Consider the following 25,305-nt stretch of genomic DNA (forward strand, 5'->3'; position numbering starts at 1 on the left):
CAACACCAAGGCAAACGCAGTGTGCGTGTGCGCCTTGCGCCACCCGACCCGGATGTGCCTGTCACCACGGATCATTCCGTGCCGGTGCGCCTGCGCCCCAGGTCCTGCAGGGACCGTTATCCGAAGGAGATTGACATGTTGTTCTCGGCCGACACTCTCGAACGTGAACTCAGCACGCTGCGCGGTCTGTTGCAGATGCTGCACGAGGATCAGCCGGATGTGATGGAAGACGTATTCGAATTCCATGTCACCAGCCTCATCACGCATACCGCGCCGGAACACCACCCGCGCATCCGCACGGCAGCCCACGACATGCTGGTGGCGATCCGGCAGCAACCCACGCGCGCCGTGTCGCGCTCATCGGACATCCAGTTGATGCCGGAGACGCTCGTTCCTGCGATGTAGTCCACGCGGCGCGCGGTGACGGGCCGGCCGCTAACGCGGCGGCAATGCGATGGCCTCGTCTTCGACGCAGGCCACCAGCCGCTCACCGTTGACCAGCACCGGCGCGATGCCGGCGGTGAACCGCGAGAATGCCGGCAGCACGGTGAGGCCCTCGCGCAGCCAGAACGCCGGCCAGCGCCGCTGCATGCCGGGCAGCCGCGCCAGGGGATGCAGGTGGCCGCACAGCACATGCAGGCGCGCATGCGGGCGCGGGTCGTGGCGCAGCAGGAACGGCCCTTCCTGCACGGTTTCGCCCAGCAGTTCGATGCCGAGGTCTGCCTTGGGCAGCGCACGATCGTGGTTGCCGGCCAGCGCGCCGATCTGCAGCGCGGGATGCTGTTCGCGCCAGCCCTGCCACTGCCGGTACCACGCGGCGCGATGCGCCACACCGTGCAGGACATCGCCCAGGATCCACAGTGTGTCCACGGGCTGCTGCTGCAGCAGGTGCGTGAGGCGTGCCAGATCATCGCCGGTGCCGCCGCTGGGCAGGCCGATGCCGGCGCGCCGGAACAGGTCGGCCTTGCCCAGGTGCAGGTCGGCGATCAACACCGCACGGCGTGCCGGCCAGTACAGCGCACGCGCACCGAGCAGCTGCAGCGTCTCGCCGGCCAGCGTCAGCGACAGGTCATTGCCCATGTCGTTTCTCCAGTTGCCGCGCTGCACGCAGCACGCGGGTCTTCCAGTCTTCGTTGCTGAGCTGGCCGCGCATGCGCTCGGCCCAGAGCGGAAACGAGAACGGGCCGAGGCTGCCCAGCGTCTGCACATGCAACGTGCGCGCCTGGCAGCGCTGCAGTGCCGCCGCCAGACCGCCAAGGTCGAGCTGACTGTGCAGCACTTCGTGTTCGGCGAGCGTCAGCAGGATGTGATCCGGATCGTGCTGGCGCAGCACGTCGTACAGCAGACCGCTGGACGCCTGCAGCTGGCGCAGGCTGCGCGGTGTGCGCCCCGGCAAGGCCGGCACCAGCATGCCGGACACACGGGCGATATCGCGGAACTGCCGGCGTGCCAGCTCACCGAGATTGAGGCTGTCGCGCAGGTCGTCGAACAGGCCCTCCGGCTGCAGCAGCCGCTGTATCAGCGCCGGCTCCACCGCGACCGCATGCGCAGGCGCCAGCACGAAGCCATAGTCATTGGCGGCGTAGGCGAAGGTGTTGGTCTGCAGGCGCGTCCAGCGCATCGCCATCAACGCGGCGATGCCTTCGTTGACCTGCCGCCCCGCGAACGGATACACGAACAGGTACTGGCCCTCACGGCGGAGCGCGGTTTCCACCAGCAGCCGCGACGGGCCCGGCAGCACCGACAGGCGCGCCTGCAGTTGCAGCAGCGGCGCCAGCCAGCGCAGTTCGGCGCTGTCGCCGGGCGTCTCCAGCACCGCCTCCATTTCGCGGCCCAGTGCGTCGGACAGCGGCAACCGGCCGCCCTGCCAGCGCGGCACCACGCCGTCGCCGCCACGGGCCAGGCGCACATACGCGGTCATCTGCTCCAGCCGGACCAGTTCCAGCAGGCGCCCGGCAAACTGGAAACGGTCGCCGGGACGCAGCCGTCCCACGAACTGTTCTTCCACCGCGCCCAGCCGGCCGCCGCGCAGGAACTGCACCGTTACGCTGCCGTCGCTGGTGATGGTGCCGATCGACAGGCGGTGACGCAGCGCCACGCGACGGTCGTGGACGCGGTAGACGCCATCGTCGTCGCGAACGACGCGATGGAAGTCCGGGTACTGCGCCAGCGCGCGGCCGCCCTGCACGATGAAGGCCAGCACGCCGGCCCACTGCGTCGCCTCCAGGCTGGCGAAGGCGTTGGTGCGGCGCACCTGCGCGAACAACGCATCGGCATCGAAGCCACCGCCGAGCGCGCAGCTCACGCAATGCTGGGCGAGCACGTCCAGCGACAGCTGCAGCGGACGTCGTGCTTCGATCACGCCCTCGGCCAGTGCGCGTCGCGCCGCCGCGTACTCCACCAGTTCCAGCGCATGCGAGGGAACGCAGATGATGTGCCCGGATTCACCGGGACGATGGCGTGCCCGGCCGGCACGCTGCAGCAGGCGCGCGATGCCCTTGGGGCTGCCGATCTGCAGCACCTGGTCCACGGCGGGGAAGTCCACGCCGAGATCCAGGCTGGACGTCGCCACCACGCAGCGCAGGCGACCTTCGCGCAGACCTTCCTCGGCCGCGCGGCGCAGCGCAGGGTCCAGCGAACCGTGGTGCAGTGCCAGGGTCGCCGGGTCCTCCGGCCACACCGCCGTCAACGCCTGGTGCCACAGTTCCGCCTGCGCACGGGTGTTGGTGAACAGCAGGCTGCTGCGTGCCGACAGCAGGCGCTCCAGTACGCGCTGCAGCTGCGACAGGCCCAGATGGCCGGCCCACGGAAAGCGTTCGCCGTGCGCCGGCAGCAGCGTCTCCAGCGTCATCGGGCGGGGGCGGGCGCCTGACACCAGCGGCGCGTCGGGCTGGTCGGGCAGCAGCACCTGGCGCGCTTCGTCGAGGTTGCCGAGCGTGGCCGACAGCCCCCATACCTGCAGCGCCGGCAGCGCATCGCGCAGTCGACGCAGGTTCAACTGCAGCAGCACGCCGCGTTTGTTGCCGAGCAGTTCATGCCACTCGTCGACCACCACGCAGCGCAGCTGCTGCAGGCGCGCCATCGTATCGGGATAGCTCAGCAGCAACGCCAGCGATTCGGGCGTGGTGACCAGTACATCCACGCGCCCCTCGCGCGCCAGGCGCTTGTCGCGCGCGCTGGCATCGCCGGTGCGCAGGCCGACCTGCCAGTCCAGGCCCAGGGCGGACAACGGCTCGCGCAGCGCACGCGCGGTGTCGGCGGCGAGCGCGCGCAGCGGTGTGATCCACAGGACCTGCAGGGCCGGCACGCGTTTGCCGCCGCGGCCCGCGATGCGCGGCGGCGGATCGGACAGTGCCTGCAGCAGGGGGCCGCCGAACATCGCCAGGGTCTTGCCGCTGCCGGTGGGCGTGTGCAGCAGCCCCGACGCGCCGGCCAGGTAGTGACGCCACATGGTTTTCTGGAACGGCAGCGGTGCCCAGCCGCGGCTGGCGAACCACGCCACCAGGCGCGCCATCGCCTCGCGCCGCGTCACCGCGCCAGCGCCTGCAGCTGGGCCAGGGTGTCCGCCTCGCTGGCCGGCTTGTCCTGCCGCCAGCGCAGGATGCGCGGAAAGCGCACCGCGATGCCGGACTTGTGCCGGCTGCTGCGGTTGACGCCTTCGAAGCCGAGTTCGAACACCTGTTCGCCGCGCACGCTGCGCACGGGCCCGAAGCGTTCGAGCGTGTTGGCGCGGATCCAGCGGTCCAGCGCGAGGATTTCCGTGTCGTCCAGCCCCGAGTACGCCTTGGCCACCGGCACCAACCGGTCGCCGTCCCACACGCCGAAGGTGTAATCGGTGTACAGCGTGCTGCGCCGGCCGTGGCCGGACTGCGCGTAGATCATCACCGCATCGATGGTCAGCGGGTCGATCTTCCATTTCCACCAGTCGCCGCGACGTCGCCCGCTCTGGTACGGCGAAGTGCCGCGCTTGAGCATGAGTCCTTCGACGCCACGTTCGCGGGCACCCGCCCGCAGCGCGGCGGCGGCGTGCCAGTCGTCGGGATGCAACTGCGGGGAGAGCTGCAGCCGCGGGTCGCCCAGGGTCTCGAGCACAGTCGCCAGCGCGGCGCGCCGCTGCGTCAGCGGCTGCAGCCGCAGGTCCTGCCCGTGCAGTTCCAGCAGGTCATAGGCGAGCACGCGCACGGGCGTGTCGCGCAGTGTCTTGGGGCCGGGCGCGCGGCGCTGGATGCGGGTCTGCAGCGCAGTGAACGGCAACGGCTGCGGATCGCCCTCGCGCCAGGCGAGCAGTTCGCCATCGATCACGCAGCCGTCCGGCAACGCCATCGCGGCCGCCTCGATTTCCGGGAAGCGGCCATCCAGACGTTCCTCGCCGCGCGACCACAGCGCCACCTCGCCCTGGCGCCGCAGCAGCTGCAGGCGGATGCCATCCCACTTCCATTCGACGCTCCAATCGCCGATGTCGCCCAGACGGTCGGCGTCGCTCTCCAGCGGAGAGGCGAGGAAGAACGGGTAGGGCTGCTGGCGGTCCTCCGGGCGTTCGGCCGGCGTCAGCAGGTCGGCCAGCAGGCCGGGCGAGGGCACCCACGCGCCGAGCATGCGCTGGGCGATGCGGGCAATGTCGATGCCGGACAGTTCCGCCAGCGCCTGCTGCACCAGCCGCTGCGACACGCCCACGCGCAACGCGCCGGTCAACAGTTTGTTGAACACCAGCCGCTCGTCGAACGCCAGCTCCCGCCACGCCCCCACCACGGTGGCGCGGCGGACCGGCTCGGCCTGGTTGGCAACCGGCAGCAGACGCTGCTCGATCCAGTCGGCGAGCGCGATGTCGGGCGCGCCGCCGGCCGGATCGTCCAGCAGCAGCGTGAGCGTTTCGGCGAGGTCGCCGACCTGGTCGTAGCTGTCATCGACCAGCCACGCGGGGGTGTCGGAGGCCTCGGCGATCCACGCGCGCAGCTCGGCGCTGCCGGCGATCTTCTGCCGCGCGCTGGTGACCTTGCCACCGGACAGCAGGAACAGCGCCCACGCCGCGTCGTGCGGTGGCGCGTGGCGGAAATAGTCGACCAGCGCGGCGCGTTTGTCGCCGGTGGCGGTGCTGCGATCCAGCGTGCGGTACAGCGCGGCGAAGCGTTTCATTCCTCGTCCCCGTAGCCGGTGGCGAAGGCTTCGGCGGCCACGCCGCGCTCGCGCAGGAAACGGATCAGCGCGTCGGTGTTGCCGTGCGTGGCGATCACCCGGCGCGCCCCGGTCTCCGCGATCGTGCGCAGCAGGTCCGGCCAGTCGGCATGATCGGAGACCACGAAGCCGCGGTCGTAGTTGCGGCGTCGGCGGTTGCCGCGCAGTCGCATCCAGCCCGATGCAAAGCCCAGCTGCACGCCCTTGAAGCGCCGCATCCAGGCGCTGCCGGCGGCCGAGGGGGGCGCCAGCACCAGCTTGCCGGCGAAGTCGCTGCCGCGCGCCTGCTCGCCCACGGTTTCAGTGGCGAGCATGGCAATGCCGGCCTCGCGGTACACCGCCACGCCGGCAGCGATCGCGCCGTGCAGCAGCGCCGGCTGCGTGTCGAGCGGCAGCAGCTCGGCCAGCACACGCTGCGCCTTGCCCAGCGCGTAGCAGAGCAGCACGGCGGCTTCGCCGCGCGCTTCGCATTCCCTGCGCCAGGCGACGATATCGGCCGCCACCTGTGGCGTGGGCGGCCAGCGGTACACCGGCAATCCAAAGGTCGCCTCGGTGATGAACGTATCGCAGGGCACCACCTCGAAGGGGGCGCAGGTGGGATCGGGTTGCCGCTTGTAGTCGCCGGAGGCCACCCAGACCTGGGCGCCGTCGTCGATGCGCACCTGCGCCGACCCCAGCACGTGCCCGGCCGGATGCAGCGACACATCCACATCGCCCAGACGGAAGCGTTCGCCGTACGCATGCGCGTCCAGCGGTACCTCGCCGAGCCGCCAGCGCAGGATCGGCACGCTGTCGGTACTGCAGTAATAGTGGCCCATGCCGCCACGGGCATGATCGCCGTGCCCGTGGGTGATCACCGCGCGCGGGACCGGGCGCCACGGGTCGATGTGGAAGTCGCCGGCCGGGCAGTACAGACCTTCCGGGCGCAGCACCACCAGGTCCGGTTTCGCAGAGGGAGAGGTCATGCCTGCACTGTGCCGCCGCGCTCGTGCAGGAGGCGAGAATCCGGCTGAACGGACGCCTGCGCGTGGATGCGGCAGAATCGGGCGATCCACTGCCACGAGGCCCGCCATGACGCCCGAGCTGTCCGCCTTCGAAACCCATGCGGTGACCAACCAGCCGCCACCGTTCGGGGGCCGGCATCTGTGGGCCGACGATCTGGCCCTGGCCGAGGCGGTGCAGCGCGAGGGCGGCGCGGCGTTCGTGCCACGTCTGGCCACGTACGGCGGCCTGGCCGGCGACGCGCTGTACCGGCTGGGATTCGATGCCAATCGCGACCGCCCGCGGCTGCGCACGCACGACGCACAGGGCCATCGGATCGACACCGTCGAGTTCCATCCGGCGTACCACGCGCTGATGGAGGCAGCCAAGTCGCACGGCGTGGCGGGCCTGTCCTGGCACGAGCCGGTACCGGGCGCGCACGTCGCGCGCGCGGCGCTGAGCTATCTGCATCATCAGGCCGAAGCCGGCACCAGTTGCCCGCTGACCATGACCCACGCGGCAGTCGCGGTGCTGCGCCAGGACCCGCTGCTGGCCGAATGGGCCGACAAGGCCGCCGCGCCGCACTACGACCCACGCGACGTGCCGATCGCCGACAAGGCCGGCATCACCCTGGGTATGGGCATGACCGAGAAGCAGGGCGGCTCGGACGTGCGCGCCAACGCGACCCGCGCCGACCCGCAGGCCGACGGCAGCTATGCCCTGGTCGGGCACAAATGGTTCTTTTCCGCACCGATGTCCGATGGCTTCCTGGTGCTGGCGCAGGCGCCGGGCGGGCTGACCTGTTTCCTGATGCCGCGGCGCCTGGCCGACGGCAACCGCAACGCGTTCCACCTGATGCGCCTGAAGGACAAGCTCGGTGACTGGGCCAATGCCTCCAGCGAGATAGAGCTGTGCGGCGCCTGGGCGCGGCGGGTGGGCGAGGAGGGGCGCGGCGTGGCCACCATCATCGGCATGGTGATGATGACGCGGCTGGACTGCATGCTGGGTGCCGCGGCGGAAATGCGCATGGCGCTGGCGCAGGCGCTGCACCACACGCGTCATCGCAGCAGTTTCGGCCGCCGTCTGTGCGACCACCCGTTGATGGCCAATGTGCTGGCCGACCTGGCGATCGAATCGGAGGCGGCCACCGTGTTCGCCCTGCGTGTGGCGCGCGCGGTCGATCTGGCGCCGCAGGATGCACAGGAGGCCGCCTTCGCGCGCATCGCCACGGCGGTGGGCAAGTACTGGGTGTGCAAGCGCGCGGCAGTGTTCGTCAATGAAGCGCAGGAATGCCTGGGCGGTGCGGGGTACGTGGAGGAATCCATGTTGCCGCGGTTGTACCGGCAGGCACCGTTGAATTCGATCTGGGAAGGCAGTGGCAACATCCAGTGCCTGGACGTGCTGCGCGCGCTGTCACGCGAGGCGCAGGTGCTGCCGGTGCTGGAGCAGGAACTGGGCAGCGTGGCCGGACGCGACGCGATCTACGATGCGGCATGGCAGACGCTGCGCGGGCAGTTGGCGGCGACCCCGGGTGAGGCGCAGGCGCGCCGCATCACCGAGCGGCTGGCGCTGCTGCTGCAGGCGGCGGTGCTGCTGCGCGCCGACAGCCCGCTGGCGGCCGCCTTCATCCGCTCACGGCTGGGTGCAGAGCACGGCATGGCCTTTGGAACCCTGCCGTCGGATCTGGATTACGCCGCCGTGCTGGCGCGCGCGCTGCCCTGATCCCCCTGCGCAACGCAGCACGCCCCTCCGGAGAGGGGCGTGCGGATGACGGCGCGATGCAGTGATGCGGCGGTGTGGCTCAGTGCTTGGCCTCATTGGCGTTCTTCTGCGCCTCGTTGGCGACGTCGCGCGCCTTGTCGGCGACCTTCTGCGCGGCATCGGCGGTGGAATCGCTGGCATGCGCGGCGGCGTCCTTGGCAGCGCTCTTGGCCTCGCCGGCGGCTTCGGAGGTCGCGGCGGCGGCGCGGTCCAGCGCCTGCTGGGTATCGGCGGCGGCATGGTCCGACGCGGCAGCGGCATCATCGGCGGCGCTGCGGGTGGCGGCGGCAGCCTTGTCGACGGCCTCGCGAGCGGCAGCGTTGGCGCTGTCGGCGGCCTGGGCCGCGTCCTGGCGTGCCTGTTCGGCTTCCGGGCCCTTGCACGCGGCCAGGGCCAGCAGCAGGGAGGCAGCCAGCAGGGAAGTGGTGATCGGACGGATGTTCATGGCGGTCTCCAGGACGGAATCGTCGGGGAGGTCAGCCTATTCATGCCGGTGTGAAGACCGGGTTGTGGCAGGCAAAGAAAAAGCCGCTGGCGAACCAGCGGCTTCTTCAGACTTGCTTGAAGAAAGAAGTTATTACTTCTTGGCTTCTTCAGCAGCGTCCTTGGCCTGCTCGGCGGTGCCTTCGGCAGCCTTGGCAGCGTCAGCAGCCTGGGCGGCAGCAGCGTCGGTGGCAGCGCCAGCAGCGGCAGCAGCGGCATCGGCCGAAGCGTCAGCAGCGGTGGTGGCGGTGTCGGCAGCAGCCTGGGCAGCGTCGGCAGCCGGGGCGCCAGCAGCAGCGGCCTGGTCGGCAGCGACCTGGGCGTCAGCGGCGGCTTCGTTGGCCGAAGCAGCAGCGTCAGCAGCCTGTTCCTGCTTGGAGCAGGCGGTCAGAGCCAGGCCCAGGGCCATCGCGATCAGCAGCTTGTTGATGCTCATTAGTGTGAATCCTCGTCGTTAGATTAGGCAACGCGCTATTGCGCGCCCGGCAACATGATGACAAGCCACGATTGGCTGTCAAGCGATCGCGCATTCATTTTTGAGAAATGCGCGTTAAACCAAATCAAATCAATTCGATAGCGATGGCAGTTGCTTCGCCGCCGCCAATGCAGAGAGTCGCAATGCCGCGCTTGGCCTCACGCTTGCGCAAGGCGTTCACCAGGGTCACCACCAGCCGCGCGCCCGAAGCACCGATCGGATGGCCCAGCGCGCACGCGCCACCATTCACGTTGACCTTGTCGTGCGGAATGCCCAGTTCGAGCATGGGCGCCATCGCCACCACGGCAAAGGCTTCGTTGATCTCGAACAGGTCGACCTGGTCCAGCGTCCAGCCGGTCTTCTCCAGCAGCTTGTGAAGCGCACCGATCGGCGCGGTGGTGAACCATTCCGGTTCCTGGGAGTGGGTGGCGTGGCCGACGATGCGGGCCAGCGGCTGCACGCCGCGTGCGCGGGCGTCATCCTCGGACAGCAGCACCACGGCGGCGGCGCCGTCGGAGATGCTGGACGAGCTGGCGGCCGTCACCGTGCCATCCTTCTTGAAGGCCGGGCGCAGGGTTGGAATCTTGGCGACGTCCGAACGGCTGGGCTGTTCGTCCTGGGCCACGCGCACCTCGCCCTTGCGGGTGGTCACGGTGACCGCGACGATTTCGTCGTCGAACGCGCCATTGGCCTGCGCGGCCTGTGCGCGGCGCACCGACTCGATCGCATAGGCATCCTGGGCTTCGCGGCTGACCTGGTACTTGTCGACCGCGCACTCGGCGAACTCGCCCATCGCCTTGCCGTCGTAGGCGTTGACCAGGCCGTCGTGGGCCATGTGGTCCACCGCCTGGAAGTTGCCGAAGCGGTTGCCGGTACGGGAATTGGGCAGCATGTGCGGGGCGTTGGACATCGACTCCATGCCGCCGGCGACCACGATGCTGGCCGACCCGGCCTTGATCAGGTCATGGCCCAGCATGATGGCCTTCATGCCCGACCCGCACACCTTGTTCAGGGTGGTGGCGCCGGTGGACAGCGGCAGCCCGGCGGCGATGGCGGCCTGGCGGGCCGGCGCCTGGCCGAGGTTGGCCGGCAGCACGCAGCCCATGATCACTTCGGAAACATCCGCCGCCGGAACACCGGACTGTTCCAGGGCCGCGGCGATCGCGGTGGCGCCCAGGGTGGGCGTGGGAACGCCGTTGAACTGGCCGAGGAAGGAACCGATGGCAGTGCGCTTGGCGGCGGCGATGACGATGTTGGACATGGCAATCTCGTTGGTGCGTGAGCGATATTCGGAATGGGTCGGCAGGCATTGGAAGCCGGCGCGAATCCCGTCAGACTGCGTGGGGGTCGGCCCAGTATAGAGGGTCGGCATTGACCGCCGGTGTCTGCCCGGATGGCAGCAGGCCGGCCATTGCGTATCGAACGTGGGGAGCAGGGATGAAACAGGTCATGGCAGTGAGGACCGTACTGGCCGGGGCATTGGCCGTGGCGCTGAGTGCGTGTGGCGGTGGTGGCGGGGGCGGCAACGTGCGGGTGGATCCGCCGCCGACCACGCCCCCGGTGACCCCGCCGGTCACCCCACCGGTGACGCCACCGGTGACGCCGCCGACCAATCCGCCGGTGCAGCCGGCGATCGATGCGCACCTGACCATCGTCAACGGCCGCAACGTGCAGGGCCTGACCGGCAAGGGCGTGCGTATCGGCGTGGTCGATTCGGGCGTCAACCGCGCCCATCCCGCGTTGTCGGGGCGGGTGGTGTCCAGCCGCGCGTACATCGACCCGCGCATCAACAATCTCAACGTGGACGACGTGGTCGGCCACGGCACAACGGTGGCCTCGCTGGCCGCCGGCCGCGCCGTGGGGGCGTGGCCGGGCGGCATCGCACCGGACGCGCTGGTGATCTCGGCACGGATCATTTCCGACCGGCGCCCGACCGATGACGGCAGCGGCAGCGGCAACGAAGTCAGCGGTGCGCTCGGGTTTGCGCCGATGCACCAGGATCTGATCGCCGATGGCGTGAAGATCATGAACAACTCCTGGGGTGGGCTGTACTGGACCAACCCGGCGGCGACCGCGCCGATCGCCAACGAGTACCGTCCCTTCGTCATCACCAACAACGGGCTGGTGGTGTTCGCCAGCGGCAACGAGAGCCGTCCCAACCCGTCCAGCATGGCGGCCCTGCCCAGCCAGGCCGGTCTCAACGGAACCCGCCCGGCCGCGGACCTGGAACGCGGCTGGCTGACCGTGACGGCAGTGGATTCGGCCGATCCGTCCAAGCTGGCGTCCTATGCCAACGCCTGCGGCGTGGCGGCGGCGTACTGCCTGGCCGCGCCCGGTACCGTGGTGTACGTGGACCCGCAGAACACCGGCGGCACGCCCAGCTATCTGTGGGGCTCGGGCACGTCCTATGCGGCACCGCTGGTGTCCGGCGCCGCCGCGCTGGTGTGGGAGAAATATCCGTACTTCACCAACGACCTGGTGCGCCAGACGCTGCTGGGCACCGCCACCGATCTGGGTGCGCCCGGCGTGGACAGCACCTTCGGCTACGGCCTGCTCAACGTCGCCAAGGCGGTCAACGGTCCGGCGCGTTTCGACTGGGGCAACAGCGTGGTCGATGTCAACGTCATGGGCCTGAATTCGGTCTGGAGCAACGACATCAGCGGCAGCGGCGGGCTGGTCAAGCGCGGCACCGGGTCACTCGGCCTGTCCGGCACCAGCACCTACACCGGCGACACGCGCATCGAACGCGGCACGCTGGCATTGCGCGATGGTGCATCGATCACCTCCAACGTGGGCATCGTCGCGCAGGCCGATGGCGCCGAGCGCGCGGTGCTGCAGTTCATGGGCAGCAGCGCCAGGGTCAAGGGCAACGTGGACAACGCCGGCAGCGTGCTGCTGCGCGAGGCGGGCACCAGCGCCACCATCGAGGGCAACTACGTGCAGCGTGCCGGCGGGCAGTACATGACCCAGCTGGGCGCCGCGCCGCTGAACGTGACCGGCACGGTCGAGCTGCAGGGAGGCGCGCTGTACCTGGTGGGTGCGGTGAGCGGTTACGTCCCGCAGGACGGACGCCGCCAGGAGCTGATCAAGGCGGGCCAGTCGCTGACCGGTGCGTTCGACAGCCTTCGCAAGGACGCCAGCATCACTCTGCTGGAAAGCCGCTTCGGTTATGACGCGCGCACCGCATGGCTGGACATCGACCGGGTCAACGTGAGTGCGGTGGCTGCAACGGCGGGCCTGGGCGCCGTCGCGCAGGGCGCCGCCGCACGGGTGGAATCGGCGTTCGAAGTGCTCGACGGCGGCGGGCCGGCTGCAAGCGGCTTCGCCGCTGCGGCGGGCCAGCTGCAGCAGGTGCAGGGCGCCGACGCGCTGTCGGCGAGCCTGGACAGCCTGTCCGGCAAAGCGCACGGACTGGCGGCGGCGATGACCTTCGACACCCTCGACATGCAGCGTCGCGCGCTGTCCTCGCGCTTCGATGCGGTGACGGCCGCGCCACGTCTGCGTGGCGCCTGGCACAGCACGCTGGGCGAGGCCGGCCAGGGGAGTTTCGCGGCCAGCGGTGTCCAGACCCAGGGCTGGATGATGGGCCAGGACACGGCGCTGGGCGGCCACGGCGTGCTGGGCTTCGCCTTCGGTGAGACCCGCAGCGCCAGCACCCGCGACTGGGGCAATGACAGCGGTCGTGACCGCCAGTCGCAGGCGCAGCTGTATGCGGGCTGGCACCAGGGGCGCGCCTATGCGCTGGGTCAGGTGGGCGCCGGCCAGTTCACCCGCGAGATCGATCGCCAGCTGCTGCTGGGCGCCGGTCAGTACGGGGTCAACGCGCGCTACGGTGGCAGCTTCAGCACCGCCAGCATGGAATCGGGCTACCGCTTCGGCGGCGACGCATTGTCGTTCACGCCCTACCTGGGCGCCGAGTACGCACGGGTGGACAGCGACCGCTTCAGCGAGAACGGCGGCGCCGGTTTCGGGTTGCGCACACAGGGCGGCACTGCCAGCCGCAGCCAGGCGCTGGCCGGCCTGCGTGCGCAGACGCGCTGGGGCGACTGGTCGCTGCGCGGCTACGCCGAATGGCAGCAGCACCTGGCCAGCCACGGGCTCGACATGCAGGCCAGCTTCGTCGGTGTGGATGCCTGGGCGCCGCTGGCCGGCCTGCAGCCGGTCCGGTCCGGAGGCCTGTTCGGGGTCTCGGTGGAGTCGTGGCTCAGCCGCAACACGCGCGTGTCATTCGGTTACGACCAGCGCTTTGGTCCGCGCGGCGACCTGCACCAGGTGGCCCTGCGCTACGCCACCGCGTTCTGACCACGCCGGGCAGCAATGCAGAAGGGCGCGATCGTCGATCGCGCCCTTCTGTTTTTCCGGCAGGACCGCGCCGTCAGTTGCGGCGCAGGGTGCCCAGTCGCGGCGTGCTGCGGCCGAGCGGCATCTTCAGCTTGCCGATCGACTGGATGCGCGATTCGGCGATCTGGTCGGCGGCGCGCTGCGGGGCGATGCCCTCGCGCTCGGACAACGCGAAGATGCGGCCGAGGTTGTGGTAGATGCTGCGGATCAGGCGCATGGCGCGTTCGCGGTTGTAGCCGTCGATCTCCAGCGACACGTTCATCACGCCGCCGGCGTTGACCGCATAGTCGGGCGCATACAGGATGCCGCGCGCATGCAGCTCATCGCCGATCTCCAGGCTGGAGAGCTGGTTGTTGGCGGTGCCGCACACGATCTTCGTGCGCAGGCGGGGCAGCGTCTGCGGATTGATCGCGCCTTCCAGCGCGCAGGGCGCGAACACGTCGGCGTTGACGTCGTAGATGTCGTCGGGCTTGACCGCCTCGGCACCGTATTCGGTGACCGCGCGCTCCACCCGGCTGCTGTCCAGGTCGGTCACGAACAGCTTGGCACCGCGGTCGCGCAGCAGCTTGACCAGTTCCATGCCGATATGGCCCAGGCCCTGCACGGCGATGCTGGCCTTGCCGACTTCCTCATGGCCCAGCTTGTGCTGCATGGCGGCCATCAGCGCCTGCAGCGCGCCGTAGGCAGTGAACGGTGCCGGATCGCCGGAACCACCGTGGACCTGGTGCACGCCGGTGACGTACTCGCTCTCCAGGTAGATGTTCTCCATGTCATTGACATCGGTGCCCACGTCCTCGGCGGTGATGTAGCGCCCGCCCAGCGAATCGACGTAGCGGCCGAACGCGCGGAACAGCACTTCGCTCTTGTCCACCTTCGGGTCGCCGATGATCACCGCCTTGCCGCCGCCCACGTTCAACCCGGCCAGTGCGTTCTTGTAGGTCATCGTGCGGCTCAGCCGCAGCGCATCGGCCAACGCCTCGTCGGTGCTGGCATACGGCCGCATGCGCACCCCGCCCAGGGCCGGGCCCAGGGTGGTGTTGTGGATGGCGATGATCGCCCTCAGACCCGCGTCGCGGTTGTGGCAGAACACCACTTGTTCGTGATCGGTGGTTTCGAGGGTTTCAAATAACATGGTGGCTCCGATGGTGCGAACGGTGGCGAACAGCGGCGAACGGACCAGCAAATGTTGGGTTGTAAAACAAAAAAAGCGACGTCGTCGGTTCGAGTGGACGGGTCGCGCGGCGCCATTCTAGTGCATTCCGCCGGAGGGCGGTGTCAGCCGCCGCCGGGGCGGGCGCCGTTAAAGTTGGTGAAGGTGCGGCCGATGCCGTGGCTACGGTGTGCAGTATCGGCAATGTCAGGATGGATGACGTGGGCGCAGTGGCGACAAGGCAGGTGCGGGACCGCGTTTCCGGGAGACCCCGGTGCTGACCTCGGCGCCGATGCTGGGTGCGTGGGGCGTGGGCGGCATGGCCGCCGTGCTGGCGCTGGTGGCCTGGCGCAGGCGCCAGAGACCCCTGCCGCGGGGGCGGGCCGAGACACGGCCGCCGCGGGCAGACGTGCGCGTGGCGCCCTCGCTGGCGGCTCCCCCGGGCGACCCTGCGGCGGTGCTGCAGGCCGGCCTGTATGCCTTGGCGCTGGTGCCGCGCGGAGGCGACCCGGCAGGTGACACCACGCCCACGCCGGCCCTGCGCGCGGCAGTGGACGCGGCGTTGTCGGCCCGCGACTGGTCCGCCCGCCACCTGCCACGGCGGCCGCAGCTGCTGCCGCAGCTGATCCAGACCGTCAACGACCAGGAGACATCGGCGCGGGCAATGGCGGCGATCATCGGCCAGGACCCGGTGCTCACCGGGAACCTGCTGCGTATCGCCAACAGCCCGGTCTACCGGTTGCAGACCCGGCCGGTGGACAGCCTGCAGCGGGCGGTGACCCTGGTGGGTACCGAGGGTATCCGCCAGATCATCAGTGCGGTGCTGGTCCAGCCGGTGATGAACCTGCAGTGCGCCGCCTTCCCGCAGTTCGATGCGGTGATCTGGGAGCACGCGCTGCTGGCGTCGCGCGCGGCCGCCGACCACGCGCGCACGGTCAGCCATGAAGATGCCTTCGCGGCACAGTGGCTGGGGCTCACCCAGGGGCTGGGCGCGGCGCTGGTGATGCGCCATCTGCTCGATGCCTGCGCCGAACACGGTGTCGCGGTGCCGCCACGGGCGCTTGCCGCCGACCTGCTGGATGACTGGACCCTGCCGGTGGCCAGCCGCATCGCCGCCGCCTGGGAGTTGCCGCCCCCGGTGCATGCCGCGCTGGAGCGGGCCGGTGCCGGCGCGCCGGACGGCCTGCTGACCAGCCTGGGATTCGCCCGCGCCGCTGCGGCGGCCAGCCTGCTGTGCCGGCATGGGCGCATGGGCCAGGCGCAGGCGCTGGCATTGCTGGAGCACCTGCAGAGCACGCCGGCGCACGCGCTGCAGTGGATCTGGCGGCGTGTGCACGGGCGCGCCGTGGAAACCCTGGACGCCGACGAGCTGCCCGCCGGTGACGGCGATGCAGGCATGGAGGCCGACGCAGACGCGACGCCGCGCTGAGCGCGGCTACAACTGCGATTCCAGCGGCAGCCAGCTGATCGCGCGCGCACTGGCGCGCAGCCACACGCTGGTGTCCGGTTCGCGGTAGAGCCAGTGCGGTGGCTGTGCGGCGCGGTCGAGCCAGCGCACCTGGCCGTGCGCGTCCAGCGCCACCCAGTAGCTCTGCGCGGGACTGGCCAGGCGCAGGTACTCGGCGCGCAGTTGCGCCGCCAGCACGGGGTCATCGAACAGCACGCCCATTTCGGTGTTGAGGTAGGCCGAGCGCGGGTCGAGGTTGAACGAGCCAACGAAGCCGCGCCGGTCGTCGATCATGAAGGCCTTGGTGTGCAGGCTGGCACCGCTGCTGCCGAACAGGCCGCCGCTGTCGGCATGCCCGCGCGATTTCAGCTCGTACAGGTGCACGCCGCTGCGCAGCAACGGGGCGCGGTAGTGCATGTAGCCGCTGTGCACGGCGGCGACGTCGTTGGCGGCCAGCGAGTTGGTCACCACCCCGACGGTCGCGCCACGTGCCACCAGCGCGCCCAGCCCCTGCGTGCCGTCTTCACCCGGCACGAAGTACGGGGAGATCAGCAGGGCCTTGTGGCGGGTGCCCGCCAGTTCGGCCGAGAGCCGCGCGACCAGCCAGTCGCTGCGGTCGTCGCGGCGGTGTTTCATCGGCGGGTCGGAGACGATCTCCACCTGGCGGGTCCAGTGCAGGTCGACGGCATCACGGTAGTACGACTGCGCCTGCTGCGAACGCGCCACGCGCGCCAGGTAGGGTTTGGCGCCGTCCAGCCCCGCTTCGTGCTCGGACTGGCGCACCAGCAGGCGCAGCTGGGCCGGGGTGTAGAACGCCAGGGCCGCGATGGGGACGGCGGTTTCGCTGTTCCAGTAGTCGTCGAAGATGCTGTTGGCCTGGTCCACCGCGTGGCCGGCGACGAGCAGGTCCAGGTCGCGGAAATTGACGTCGGTGCGTGCGCTGAAATATTCCTCGCCGATGTTGCGGCCGCCGACGATGGCCACGCGGCCATCGGCGATCCAGGATTTGTTGTGCATGCGATGGTTGACGCTGAACACGCGTTGCACCATTTCCACCAGCCGCCACAGGCCGTTGCGGTTGCGGAACGGGTTGTACAGGCGGATCTCGATGTTGGGATGCTGGTCCAGCGCCATCATCAGCGCGTCCTTGTCCTGCGCGTTCATGTCGTCGAGCAGGATGCGCACGCGCACGCCGCGCTCGGCGGCCTGGTACAGCTCACGTGCCATCAGGTGGCCGATGAGATCGTTCTGCCAGATGTAGTACTGCAGGTCCAGACTGCGCCCGGCATGCTGGGTGATCACCGCGCGCGCGGCGTAGGCATCCAGTCCGTCGGCGAGGAAGGCCACGCCGGATTCGCCGGGGTGCTCGGCCTGCAGACGCGACAGTTCGCGGTCGATGGCGGTCTGGCTGGGCAGGACCGGCAGCACCTGCGACGGGGTGCCAAGCGCCTTGGGCGTGAGGTGGTCGGCCAGCAGCAGGCCACTGAGCACCAGCAGGACCAGGATCGCCACGAAGATGCCCAGCCAGCGCAGGAGCCGGCGCCAGAACGGCGGTTTGTCGGTCATGCCACGATCCTAAGCGGCCCTGCCGTGCAGCGCGAGTGCAGGGCGGGCCGGGACCGGTCGATCAGAAGCGCTCGTCGGGGGCGAGGTAGCGCCACTGGCCGGGAACGAGCTTGCCCATCGCCACGCGCCCGATGCGCAGGCGGCGGACGCTCACGACCTCCAGGCCGACCTGGCGGCACATGTCGCGCAGCTGGCCGGGGTGCACCGGCTTGATGGCGAAGCGCAGGCGGGTTTCGTTCTGCCAGCTGACCTTGCACGGCGGCAGCGGCCAGTTGCGGAAGCTGAGGCCGTGCGCCAGGCGCTTCATGCCGTAGGGCACCAGTTCGCCCGTGACTTCCACCAGGTATTCCTGCTCAAGCGTGGCGCCGCGGTCCTTGAGGTGGGAGACGACCCGGCCGTCCTGGCTGACCACGACCAGGCCGCTGTCCTCGTCCGCCAGCGGCATGACCAGCTGCAGGGCGTGGAAATGGCGCTGCAGGAGGGTGACGCCGGTGGCGTCGAGTTCACTGCGGGTGTCCGGGGTAACCAGGGCGCACAACGCGTCGGCCGGCATGCCGGCGGGCTTGTGCAGCAGCATGCTCACCGTTTCGGCGCGGGTGGCTTCGGCGTTGTCACGCAGGACGATGACCTCGTCGGTGACCATCGCCTGCGGCTGTTCGACGACGGTGCCGTTCACGGTGACCCAGCCCCCCTCGATGTAGCGCTGGGCGTCGCCGCGTGAGCAGCCGATCAGCTGGGTCAGGCGTTTGTCGAGTCGGATCGGGTCGGTCATCGGGCAGGCAACGAAAAGCGGGAAGCGGGCGGGGAGTGTACTGGGTGGGGGCGGGTGGGCGTCAGCCGGTGGCGCCGTCCAGGTGGGTAAGGTACAGCCGCAGGTCGAATTCCAGCTGGTGGTAATCCGCTTCCATGTGCGTGCATAGCTGGTAGAAGGCCTTGTTGTGGTCCGATTCCTTCAGGTGCGCCAATTCGTGCACCACGATCATCTTCAGGAAGGGCGCCGGGGCGTCGCGGAACACCGTGGCGATGCGGATCTCGCGGCTGGCCTTGAGCCGGCTGCCCTGGACGCGCGAGACGGTGGTATGGGTGCCCAGGGCGTGTTTGAGCACCTGCAGACGGCTGTCGTAGATGACTTTGGACAGCGGGGCGGACTGGCGCAGGTAGCGGTCTTTCAGGTCCTGGGTGTAGTCGTACAGCTGGCGGTCGTTGCGCACGGTATGCAGGTCGGCATAGCGGCGCTGCAGCCAGGGCCCCAGGCGGTCGCCCGCGATCAGCTCGCGCACCTGCTGCTGCAGGGCGTCGGGGTAGCCGGCAAGGTACTTCAGGGCGGTCACGGGGAGCGGTTGGGGTGGGGCGGGCAGACCAGTATGATGGCCCCCGGAATCCCGTAAAAACAGATGCAAGGCGTATGGCGAAGGCGAATCCCCTGCAGGAGCAGCTGCTCAAGGCCGGGCTGGTCAAGAAGTCCCAGGTCTCACAGGCCGCGCGTGAACAGGTCAAGGCCCGTCACGGCAAGGCCCCGGTTGCGCCCAGCGAAAGCCAGCGCGAGGCCGAACGGGCGCGCGCGGAGAAGGCTGAACGCGACCGCAAGCTGGAGGCCGAGCGCAAGGAAAAGGCGCGCGGCCAGGAGCTGCAGGCGCAGGTGCGGCAGATCATCGAGACCAACAAGGTCAAGCGCGACGGTGAAAGCGAGTACCGCTTCAACGACGGCACTGTGATCCGCACGCTGCTGGTGAATGCCGTGCTGCGCCGGCAGCTGGCGTCGGGCGCGCTGGTCATCGCCCGCTTCGGCGAGGGCTTCGAGCTGCTGCCGCGCGCGGCGGCCGACAAGGTGCGCGAGCGCGATCCCAGCGCCATCGTGCTCGACAACGCCCAGCCGGGTGGCAGCGAGCCGAGTACCGGCAATGCCGACGACGACGCGTATTACGCGCAGTTCCAGGTCCCCGACGACCTGGTCTGGTAAGCGCGTCGGCATCCTGGTAGCGCAGACCGCGGGTCGGCCGACCAACGTGCCAGCCGACCAACGGTCGGCTCTACCGGGCGATGCCCCCATTCCCGAGGCGCGGCGCAAGGCCGTGCCCGGGGTGCGTCTGTGCGTGCGTTGCCAGGAAGAAGAGGATGCGGCGCAGCACGAGGCCGGCGGCTACAACCGCCGCGGCAGCAAGGACAGCCAGTTGCGTTGACCGACGGCGATCAGCCGTCGCCCTGGATGCCGCCAGGCGCCTGTGACGGGTCGCGCCAGCGGCGCACGGTGCGCTGGAAGAACATGTTGTTGGGCACCTGCAGCACGGTGCCTTCGTGGCCACCGTCGGTTTCCTGCAGCGTGGTGTAGATCAGGTTGACGTCGATCACCCGGCCCTTCAGGCCCGGCTTTTCGCCGTTTTCCAGCACTTCGATGTAGTCGTGCAGGCGGAACGGCCGGGTGGTGAAGATCAGCAGCGTGCAGAAGATGTTGGACAGCACGCTCCACGCGGCGAAGAACGCCACCGCGCCGACCGCAGCGAAGCCGGTGAAGGCCGTCCACAACACGGTGGCCGAGACGCCAAGAATGTTCAGTACGGTGAGCAGTGCGGCGAAATAGACCACGAACCCGGTGACGCGACGCGCGCCCATCACCATTTCCGGTGGCAGCGTGTAGTGGTCGCCCAGGCGACGGATCAGCCGGCGGCCGATCAGGCGGAGCAGCCAGGCGACGGCCACGGTGAGCAGAATCAGGCCGGCGGGCTCCACATACTGCAGCCAATCGTGGGTCCAGGCGGGCAGGCGAAGTTTCATGGGGGACGGGTTTCCTTGCGCGGTGCGGCAGACAAGGGCCCATCTTAATGCGCGGTGGCGCGCACGGCTGCAGGTCGGGTCATCCCCAGCGCGGAAGCGCGATCACCACCTGCCGCAGCAGGGCCGAAGCGCAGTACGGCGCCTGCCCGGTTGCCTGCACGCAGATATCGGGACGCTCGCCCTGCAGGTGCAGCTGTACCGACCAGGGGCCGCTGGTCAGCGACCACGCCGCCGCCAGCGATATCCACAACGCGCACACACTGGACGACATGTCAGTTCCTTGGTGAAAACCGGGGGTGGGACACAGGCTTGGATGCAGCAACGGTGGAAAAGGTTTGAATGCCCCGCAGGATCGACCGCAGCGGGCCGCTTAAACCTTTTCGGTGCCGGCGGCATCCAACGGATATGCTCGACGCCACCATGCCCGCTCCCCGCCTCGCCGACCCGGCCGACAGTGCCGACGACCACGCCCTGGTGCGTGCGGCCGTCGCCGGTGACATGGGGGCGTATGAACGCATCTACCGGCGCCATGCGCCGCGTCTGAACGCCGTGCTGTGGCGGTTGTGCGGCGGCCATGCGGCCCGCGCCGAGGACGCGCTGCAGGAGACCTTCCTGCAGGCTTGGCGCGCGCTGCCCACGTTCCGCTTCGAGAGCAGCCTGGGCACCTGGCTGCACCGGATGGGCGTCAACGCGGCGTTGATGGAACTGCGCGGGCGCGCTGGCGCCGATGCGCTGGAAACGGGCGAGGACAGCGCCGATGCGATGGCGATGCTGGTGGCCCCCGACCGCTGCGCAGGCACCGTGATGGACCTGGAGCGCGCACTGGAAACCCTGCCGCCGCGAGCGCGTGCGGTGCTGGTGCTGCATGACATCGAGGGCTGGAAACACCATGAGATCGCCGACCAGCTGCAGATGGCGGTCGGCAGTTCCAAAGCCCAGTTGCACCGTGCGCGCGGTCTGTTGCGCGCACGCCTTGGAGAATCCGCATGAACGAACACGACCCCACCCATCACGACGACGACCTGAGCGCGCGCCTGCGGGCGCTGCCGGATCGCCGGGTGCCACCGGCGCGGGTGTGGCAGGGCATCGCCGCGCAGCTGCACGACGATGCGCAGCAGCGTCGCGCGGAGGCAGCGGGCGCGGCCCAGCCGGCGCACGTGGCTGCAGCGGCGAGAGCACGGCCTCGGCCACGGCGCTGGGCGCTGGGGCTGGGCATCGGCCTGGCGGCGGCACTGGCGGTGCTGGTCGTGGTGCCGATGCCGACGCCGCATACCCCGCCGCCGTCGATGCTGCAGCGTCAGGCCGACGTGCTGGCAGGGGAATACCAGCAGGCGATGGCCGCGCTGCCGGCGGCCACGGTTCCTGGCGACTACCAGCCGGCGCTGCACGAACTCGATGCCAGCGCGCGCAGCATCCGCGCGGCCATCGCCGAAAATCCGCGCTCGGGCTATCTGCTCGGGCAGCTGCAGCGTACCTATGCGCTGCGGTTGGAACTGACCCAGCAGGCGGTGATGGCCGCCACTGGCATGCCCACATGAAGGAGAATCCGATGCGTACCCTGTTGCCCTTGAGTGCTGCCCTGGTGCTGTTGCTGCCGCTCGCGGCGCTGGCCGACACCCACGTCGACGAGCGTCATCCGCTGGCCGCGGGCGGGCGGGTGGAAGTGAGCAACATCGCCGGCAAGGTCACCGTGCGCGGCTGGGACCGCAACGAGGTGGCGTTGAGTGGTTCGATGGCCGACGGACTGACCCTGAAGCAGGACAAGAGCACCAACCGCGTGCGCTGGGAGGTGGTCTACCCGCGCAACAGCAACACCCGCGGCGGCGCCACGCTGACACTGCGCGTGCCGCGTGCGGTAGAGGTGCAGCTGGGCACGGTCAGCGCCGACATCGACGTGGCCGAGGTCGATGTGCGTCGCCTGCAGGCCAATGCGGTCAGTGGCGACATCGCGGCGGCGGGGCGCAGTGGCGAGACCACGCTGGGCACGGTCAGCGGTGAAATCCGCTCGCGCGTGCAGACGCCGCGGCTGGAGATGCGCGCGGTCAGCGGCCAGGTGCAGGCCAGCGGTGGCATCACCGGGGAAGTCGCGGCGGAAACGGTGTCGGGCAGCATCCGGGTGGACGCAGGGCGCGTGCAGCGCTTGAGCGCTGAAGCAGTCTCGGGAAGTGTGGATGTGGCCGCGAGCGGTCTGGCACCGGGCGGCAAGGTCACGCTGCAGACGGTCAGCGGGTCGATCGGGCTGGCACTGCCGGCGACGGTGTCGGCGCAGTTGAACGTGAAAACCTTCAGTGGCGACATCCAGTCCGATGCGGGCAAGGTGGAGCGGCCGCGCTATGGTCCGGGTCGCAGTCTGGATACGCGCCTGGGCGGCGGTGACGGCGACGTCTCGATCAATGCCCACTCGGGCAGCGTGCGGGTCACGCTGCGCCGTTGAGCGGTGCGGCCACCGCACCGGCCAGGGCCGGTGCGGTCGGCTGCGAGGTCAACCGGCTTTCTTCAGTGCCAGGGTATTGCCCAGCACTTCGATCTTGCCGCCGCCCTTGCGGAAGGCGGCCAGGTCGGCAGCGATGCTGGCGCTGCTGACGGCAGTGTTGGACCCTTGCTTGCGGTCGACGCGAACGGTGTTGCTTGCCTTGGGGGAGGTCTTTGGCGTACGGGCCATGGATGCTCCTGCTATGGGTGAATCGTTGAAAAAAGCGCCGACAGATCGTGCTGTTGTCGACGGTAGTCCTGCCGCACGGTGCGGCAATCATCGCCGCCCATCGAAAACTGGCGGCAGATCGCGGGGCGCTGCGAGTAGATCGTGCAGCGCAGATGGTAGGGGTCGATCGCGGCGCACCAGCCTTCGTCGTTGCGCGCCATCACGGTGCGGCCCAGCTCATCGGTATCCAGCAGGTGGCCGGGAACCGCGTCGTCGGGCATCACCGTGACCGAGAGCCGGCAGCACACCGCGTCGCAGCGGCGACAGTCGATGGGGTCCGGCTCGGCAACGATGGAAGGGGCTGGTGAAGCCAGGCGTTCGCCCAATGGAATCTCTCTTGGCGGCTCGGGGCGGTGCATGCTGGGAACGAGCCGGATCGCAGCGTAAAAACGATCCCGGCGCCACAGGACAGGTCCACGGGGCGGCAGCATCGACAGAGACGGTGGCCTGGATCAGGCCCGGAGGGTCATGCGCATTGCGCACTGAAGCCGAAAGATGATAGCGCTTTCGGCGTAACGTTTTGTTAATACGCGCCATTCACCGGCCGGAGGCCTTGTGCGGCGGGCGTTTCGGGGCTGCCGGGCGGTGCCCGGCCACGCCCCGACGGCCGGAATCAGCCGGCCAGCGACGGGTCTGCGGCCGCCCATGCCAGCCCGTGCACCACGCCGAAGGACGGATTCCCATGCACCAGCGTTGCGCCGGGGAAGGCGGCTGCGACAGCCTGCTGCAGATAGCCGGCACGCGACATCCCACCGGTCAGGAAGACCGCGGCCGGGTCGTGGCCGATGTCGGCGCGGACCTGCTCCAGCAGGGTGGTCAGTTCGCCCATGTAGCCACTGGCGGCTGCTTCCAGGCGCGGGGCGTCGACGTCCACGGCCAGGTCGCGTTCGATGAAGTCCAGTGCGCTGCGGTGGCCCGGTTCGCTGCTGAGGGCAATCTTGCAGCGCTCCACTTCACGGTACAGGCGCGCGGTGTTGCCGGTGTCCTGCAGGGCCTGCAGGCGCTTGCCGAACGGGGCGTCGACGTCGCGGTAGTCGTGCTGGCGGAAATCGCGCTGGCGGGTCATGTCCTGCACCATCGCCGCTTCGACGTAGTGGTGGGTCGGTACGCGCGTGATGTTGCGGCCGAACAGCGGCATGTAGCCGCCCAGGCTCAGGGCCAGGTCGATGTCGGTGCCGCCGCGCGCGATACCCCAGGCGCGGTGGATGCGCGGCGCCTGGGTGCCGCCGACGCGGGCGTGTGCGACGTCGGTGGTACCGCCGCCGATGTCCACCACCACCGCGTCGTGTTCCTGCGTGCTTTCGGCGTGGTAGTGCATCGCCGCCGCTGCGGGTTCCTCAAGGAAATCGACGCTGTCGAAGCCGGCCGCGATCGCCGCGCTGTGCAGGATATCCAGTGCCTGGGCGTTGCCTGCCTCGCCGATGGAGCTGCGGAACTGCACCGGGCGGCCGAGCGTGGCGGTACGCACCGGGGTGTCGAACTGGCGCGAGGCGGTCAGGCGGATGTGTTCCAGGATGTGGGTGGCGATACCGGTGATGGTCTGCCGCGCGCGCGGATGCAGGTTGTAGCCCAGCATCGATTTCGGGCTCTGCACGAGGTTGCCTTCGTTCTCTTCGAAGTAGGCTTCCAGCGCATCGTCGCCGTACACGGCGTTCTGCAGCAGGGTGGTCGAGCTGAGCGGCGCGCGCATCTGTTCTTCCATCCACTGCCGGCGCACCACCCGCAGCGCTTCGCGGCGCAGGGCGTCGTGCGGGCGTTCCTGGCCGGCGGCGCGGGCGTCGCGCGCGGCCGCGTCGACCAGGCGGGCCAGCTCGTGTTCCAGCGCCGGCGTCAGCTCGAAATCGTTGGGGTCGCGCATCACCTCGGGGAAGTACACCGTGGTGCGGAACTGCTGGGCCTGCCCGAACTGGATCGGGATGACCTTGCCGTCGACCACTGCCGCGGCGGCGGAATTGCTGGTGCCAAAGTCGATGCCGATTTTCATGCGGGAGGGCCGGGCCGATGGTCAGGGGGCGCGCACTGTGCGGCAAGGCGCCCGCCGGCGCAAGGGCGGCGGGGCAGGGGGCGGCACCGGGAGGCTACAATGGTGGCCGTTGAATGCCCGAGGTTGTCCCGATGTCCGCTGTTCCCGCCTGCCCCCAATGCACCCTGGAAAACACCTACGCCGATGGCGCGCTGTGGATCTGCGCCGACTGCGGCCATGAGTGGACCGCCGGCGAAAGCGCCGGGCAGGCGCTGGTCGTCCGCGACAGCAACGGCAACGCGCTGGCCGCCGGGGACACGGTCACGGTGATCAAGGACCTGAAGGTCAAGGGATCCTCGATCCCGCTCAAGCAGGGCACCGTGATCCGCAACATCCGCCTGGTCGAAGACGACGCCGAGCACATCGAAGGCAACTCGGAAAAGATCAAGGGCCTGGTGCTCAAGACCTGCTTCCTCAAGAAGGCCTGATCGCG

At 69.6% G+C, this 25,305-nt stretch carries 25 protein-coding genes and 1 pseudogene; 10 read left to right on the top strand and 16 right to left on the bottom strand.

What is annotated here, in order from left to right:
* Positions 1-135 precede the first annotated feature (135 nt).
* A complete protein-coding gene (locus ACO6VK_RS04015; protein WP_422505672.1) occupies positions 136-405 on the top strand; it encodes a hypothetical protein in 270 nt (89 codons plus the stop codon).
* A 30-nt stretch (positions 406-435) separates the two neighbouring features.
* Here the strand turns inward: ACO6VK_RS04015 and pdeM are convergent, their stop codons facing one another.
* Genes pdeM through ACO6VK_RS04035 form a run of 4 tightly spaced genes read right to left on the bottom strand, consistent with a single transcriptional unit; the run spans position 436 to position 6,137 of the window.
* Positions 436-1,080, bottom strand: coding sequence for a ligase-associated DNA damage response endonuclease PdeM (gene pdeM / locus ACO6VK_RS04020; protein WP_422505673.1), 645 nt, complete (start codon positions 1,078-1,080; stop codon positions 436-438).
* Positions 1,070-3,514: a ligase-associated DNA damage response DEXH box helicase gene (locus ACO6VK_RS04025; RefSeq protein WP_422505717.1), complete on the bottom strand. Its 2,445-nt coding sequence runs from the start codon at positions 3,512-3,514 to the stop codon at positions 1,070-1,072. The genes pdeM and ACO6VK_RS04025 overlap by 11 nt, the downstream gene beginning before the upstream one ends.
* 14 nt (positions 3,515-3,528) lie before the next feature.
* Complete coding sequence (locus tag ACO6VK_RS04030; RefSeq protein WP_422505674.1) at positions 3,529-5,133, bottom strand: ATP-dependent DNA ligase; 1,605 nt, start codon at positions 5,131-5,133, stop codon at positions 3,529-3,531.
* Positions 5,130-6,137, bottom strand: a complete 1,008-nt coding sequence (locus ACO6VK_RS04035) for a ligase-associated DNA damage response exonuclease (protein ID WP_422505675.1) — start codon at positions 6,135-6,137, stop codon at positions 5,130-5,132. Before ACO6VK_RS04035 ends, ACO6VK_RS04030 begins: the two co-directional genes overlap by 4 nt.
* A gap of 106 nt (positions 6,138-6,243) precedes the next feature.
* Here ACO6VK_RS04035 and ACO6VK_RS04040 point away from each other — a divergent pair, with 106 nt between their 5' ends.
* Entirely contained in the window at positions 6,244-7,875 is a 1,632-nt protein-coding gene (locus ACO6VK_RS04040; RefSeq protein WP_422505676.1) for an acyl-CoA dehydrogenase family protein, read from the top strand.
* A gap of 79 nt (positions 7,876-7,954) precedes the next feature.
* Here the strand turns inward: ACO6VK_RS04040 and ACO6VK_RS04045 are convergent, their stop codons facing one another.
* The 3 genes from ACO6VK_RS04045 to ACO6VK_RS04055 form a co-directional block, all read right to left on the bottom strand.
* A complete protein-coding gene (locus ACO6VK_RS04045) occupies positions 7,955-8,359 on the bottom strand; it encodes a hypothetical protein (RefSeq protein WP_422505677.1) in 405 nt (134 codons plus the stop codon).
* Positions 8,360-8,491: 132 nt separating this feature from the next.
* Positions 8,492-8,833, bottom strand: a complete 342-nt coding sequence (locus ACO6VK_RS04050) for a hypothetical protein (RefSeq protein ID WP_136003134.1) — start codon at positions 8,831-8,833, stop codon at positions 8,492-8,494.
* 124 nt (positions 8,834-8,957) lie between these two features.
* Positions 8,958-10,133, bottom strand: coding sequence for a thiolase family protein (locus ACO6VK_RS04055; protein WP_422505678.1), 1,176 nt, complete (start codon positions 10,131-10,133; stop codon positions 8,958-8,960).
* Positions 10,134-10,309: 176 nt separating this feature from the next.
* Here ACO6VK_RS04055 and ACO6VK_RS04060 point away from each other — a divergent pair, with 176 nt between their 5' ends.
* A complete protein-coding gene (locus ACO6VK_RS04060; protein WP_422505679.1) occupies positions 10,310-13,174 on the top strand; it encodes a S8 family serine peptidase in 2,865 nt (954 codons plus the stop codon).
* Positions 13,175-13,247: 73 nt separating this feature from the next.
* On the opposite strand, the gene ACO6VK_RS04065 is transcribed toward ACO6VK_RS04060, so the two are convergent.
* Positions 13,248-14,345 (bottom strand): Glu/Leu/Phe/Val dehydrogenase dimerization domain-containing protein, encoded by a 1,098-nt coding sequence (locus tag ACO6VK_RS04065; protein WP_422505680.1) that lies wholly within the window; start codon positions 14,343-14,345, stop codon positions 13,248-13,250.
* 337 nt (positions 14,346-14,682) lie between these two features.
* Here ACO6VK_RS04065 and ACO6VK_RS04070 point away from each other — a divergent pair, with 337 nt between their 5' ends.
* Positions 14,683-15,792, top strand: a complete 1,110-nt coding sequence (locus ACO6VK_RS04070) for an HDOD domain-containing protein (protein ID WP_422505718.1) — start codon at positions 14,683-14,685, stop codon at positions 15,790-15,792.
* Positions 15,793-15,798: 6 nt separating this feature from the next.
* On the opposite strand, the gene ACO6VK_RS04075 is transcribed toward ACO6VK_RS04070, so the two are convergent.
* The 3 genes from ACO6VK_RS04075 to ACO6VK_RS04085 form a co-directional block, all read right to left on the bottom strand.
* A complete protein-coding gene (locus ACO6VK_RS04075; RefSeq protein ID WP_422505681.1) occupies positions 15,799-17,376 on the bottom strand; it encodes a phospholipase D family protein in 1,578 nt (525 codons plus the stop codon).
* A gap of 61 nt (positions 17,377-17,437) precedes the next feature.
* On the bottom strand, positions 17,438-18,148 hold the full coding sequence (locus ACO6VK_RS04080) for an rRNA pseudouridine synthase (RefSeq protein WP_422505682.1): 711 nt from the start codon (positions 18,146-18,148) through the stop codon (positions 17,438-17,440).
* A gap of 61 nt (positions 18,149-18,209) precedes the next feature.
* Positions 18,210-18,707 carry a YgjP-like metallopeptidase domain-containing protein gene (locus tag ACO6VK_RS04085; protein ID WP_422505683.1) on the bottom strand — a complete coding sequence of 166 codons (498 nt, stop codon included), beginning with the start codon at positions 18,705-18,707 and terminating at the stop codon, positions 18,210-18,212.
* Between the two features lie 74 nt (positions 18,708-18,781).
* Here ACO6VK_RS04085 and ACO6VK_RS04090 point away from each other — a divergent pair, with 74 nt between their 5' ends.
* On the top strand, positions 18,782-19,336 hold the full coding sequence (locus tag ACO6VK_RS04090) for a DUF2058 domain-containing protein (RefSeq protein WP_422505684.1): 555 nt from the start codon (positions 18,782-18,784) through the stop codon (positions 19,334-19,336).
* A 79-nt stretch (positions 19,337-19,415) separates the two neighbouring features.
* Positions 19,416-19,556 (top strand): annotated as a pseudogene (locus tag ACO6VK_RS04095) (TraR/DksA C4-type zinc finger protein); the annotation flags it as partial.
* 10 nt (positions 19,557-19,566) lie between these two features.
* Here the strand turns inward: ACO6VK_RS04095 and ACO6VK_RS04100 are convergent.
* Both ACO6VK_RS04100 and ACO6VK_RS04105 read right to left on the bottom strand, forming a co-directional pair.
* On the bottom strand, positions 19,567-20,148 hold the full coding sequence (locus ACO6VK_RS04100; RefSeq protein WP_422505685.1) for a mechanosensitive ion channel domain-containing protein: 582 nt from the start codon (positions 20,146-20,148) through the stop codon (positions 19,567-19,569).
* A 79-nt stretch (positions 20,149-20,227) separates the two neighbouring features.
* A complete protein-coding gene (locus tag ACO6VK_RS04105) occupies positions 20,228-20,419 on the bottom strand; it encodes a hypothetical protein (protein WP_422505686.1) in 192 nt (63 codons plus the stop codon).
* A gap of 134 nt (positions 20,420-20,553) precedes the next feature.
* On the opposite strand from ACO6VK_RS04105, the gene ACO6VK_RS04110 reads away from it, so the two are divergent.
* From ACO6VK_RS04110 to ACO6VK_RS04120, 3 genes are read left to right on the top strand one after another with little or no spacing between them, the layout of a single operon-like run.
* Complete coding sequence (locus ACO6VK_RS04110; RefSeq protein ID WP_422505687.1) at positions 20,554-21,138, top strand: RNA polymerase sigma factor; 585 nt, start codon at positions 20,554-20,556, stop codon at positions 21,136-21,138.
* Entirely contained in the window at positions 21,135-21,686 is a 552-nt protein-coding gene (locus ACO6VK_RS04115; protein ID WP_422505688.1) for a hypothetical protein, read from the top strand. Before ACO6VK_RS04110 ends, ACO6VK_RS04115 begins: the two co-directional genes overlap by 4 nt.
* A gap of 11 nt (positions 21,687-21,697) precedes the next feature.
* Positions 21,698-22,582, top strand: coding sequence for a DUF4097 family beta strand repeat-containing protein (locus tag ACO6VK_RS04120; RefSeq protein WP_422505689.1), 885 nt, complete (start codon positions 21,698-21,700; stop codon positions 22,580-22,582).
* Between the two features lie 48 nt (positions 22,583-22,630).
* On the opposite strand, the gene ACO6VK_RS04125 is transcribed toward ACO6VK_RS04120, so the two are convergent.
* The 3 genes from ACO6VK_RS04125 to ACO6VK_RS04135 all read right to left on the bottom strand — a co-directional run bounded on the left by ACO6VK_RS04125 (position 22,631) and on the right by ACO6VK_RS04135 (position 24,833).
* Positions 22,631-22,810, bottom strand: a complete 180-nt coding sequence (locus ACO6VK_RS04125) for a hypothetical protein (protein WP_411851724.1) — start codon at positions 22,808-22,810, stop codon at positions 22,631-22,633.
* Positions 22,811-22,821: 11 nt separating this feature from the next.
* Positions 22,822-23,121, bottom strand: coding sequence for a YkgJ family cysteine cluster protein (locus ACO6VK_RS04130; RefSeq protein ID WP_422505719.1), 300 nt, complete (start codon positions 23,119-23,121; stop codon positions 22,822-22,824).
* Between the two features lie 341 nt (positions 23,122-23,462).
* Complete coding sequence (locus ACO6VK_RS04135; RefSeq protein WP_422505690.1) at positions 23,463-24,833, bottom strand: Hsp70 family protein; 1,371 nt, start codon at positions 24,831-24,833, stop codon at positions 23,463-23,465.
* Positions 24,834-24,964: 131 nt separating this feature from the next.
* Here ACO6VK_RS04135 and ACO6VK_RS04140 point away from each other — a divergent pair, with 131 nt between their 5' ends.
* Positions 24,965-25,300, top strand: a complete 336-nt coding sequence (locus ACO6VK_RS04140) for a zinc ribbon domain-containing protein YjdM (RefSeq protein ID WP_422505691.1) — start codon at positions 24,965-24,967, stop codon at positions 25,298-25,300.
* Positions 25,301-25,305 lie beyond the last annotated feature (5 nt).

It is taken from the genome of Stenotrophomonas sp. GZD-301, assembly GCF_049310345.1.
In the GTDB taxonomy this organism is placed as follows: Bacteria; Pseudomonadota; Gammaproteobacteria; order Xanthomonadales; family Xanthomonadaceae; genus Stenotrophomonas.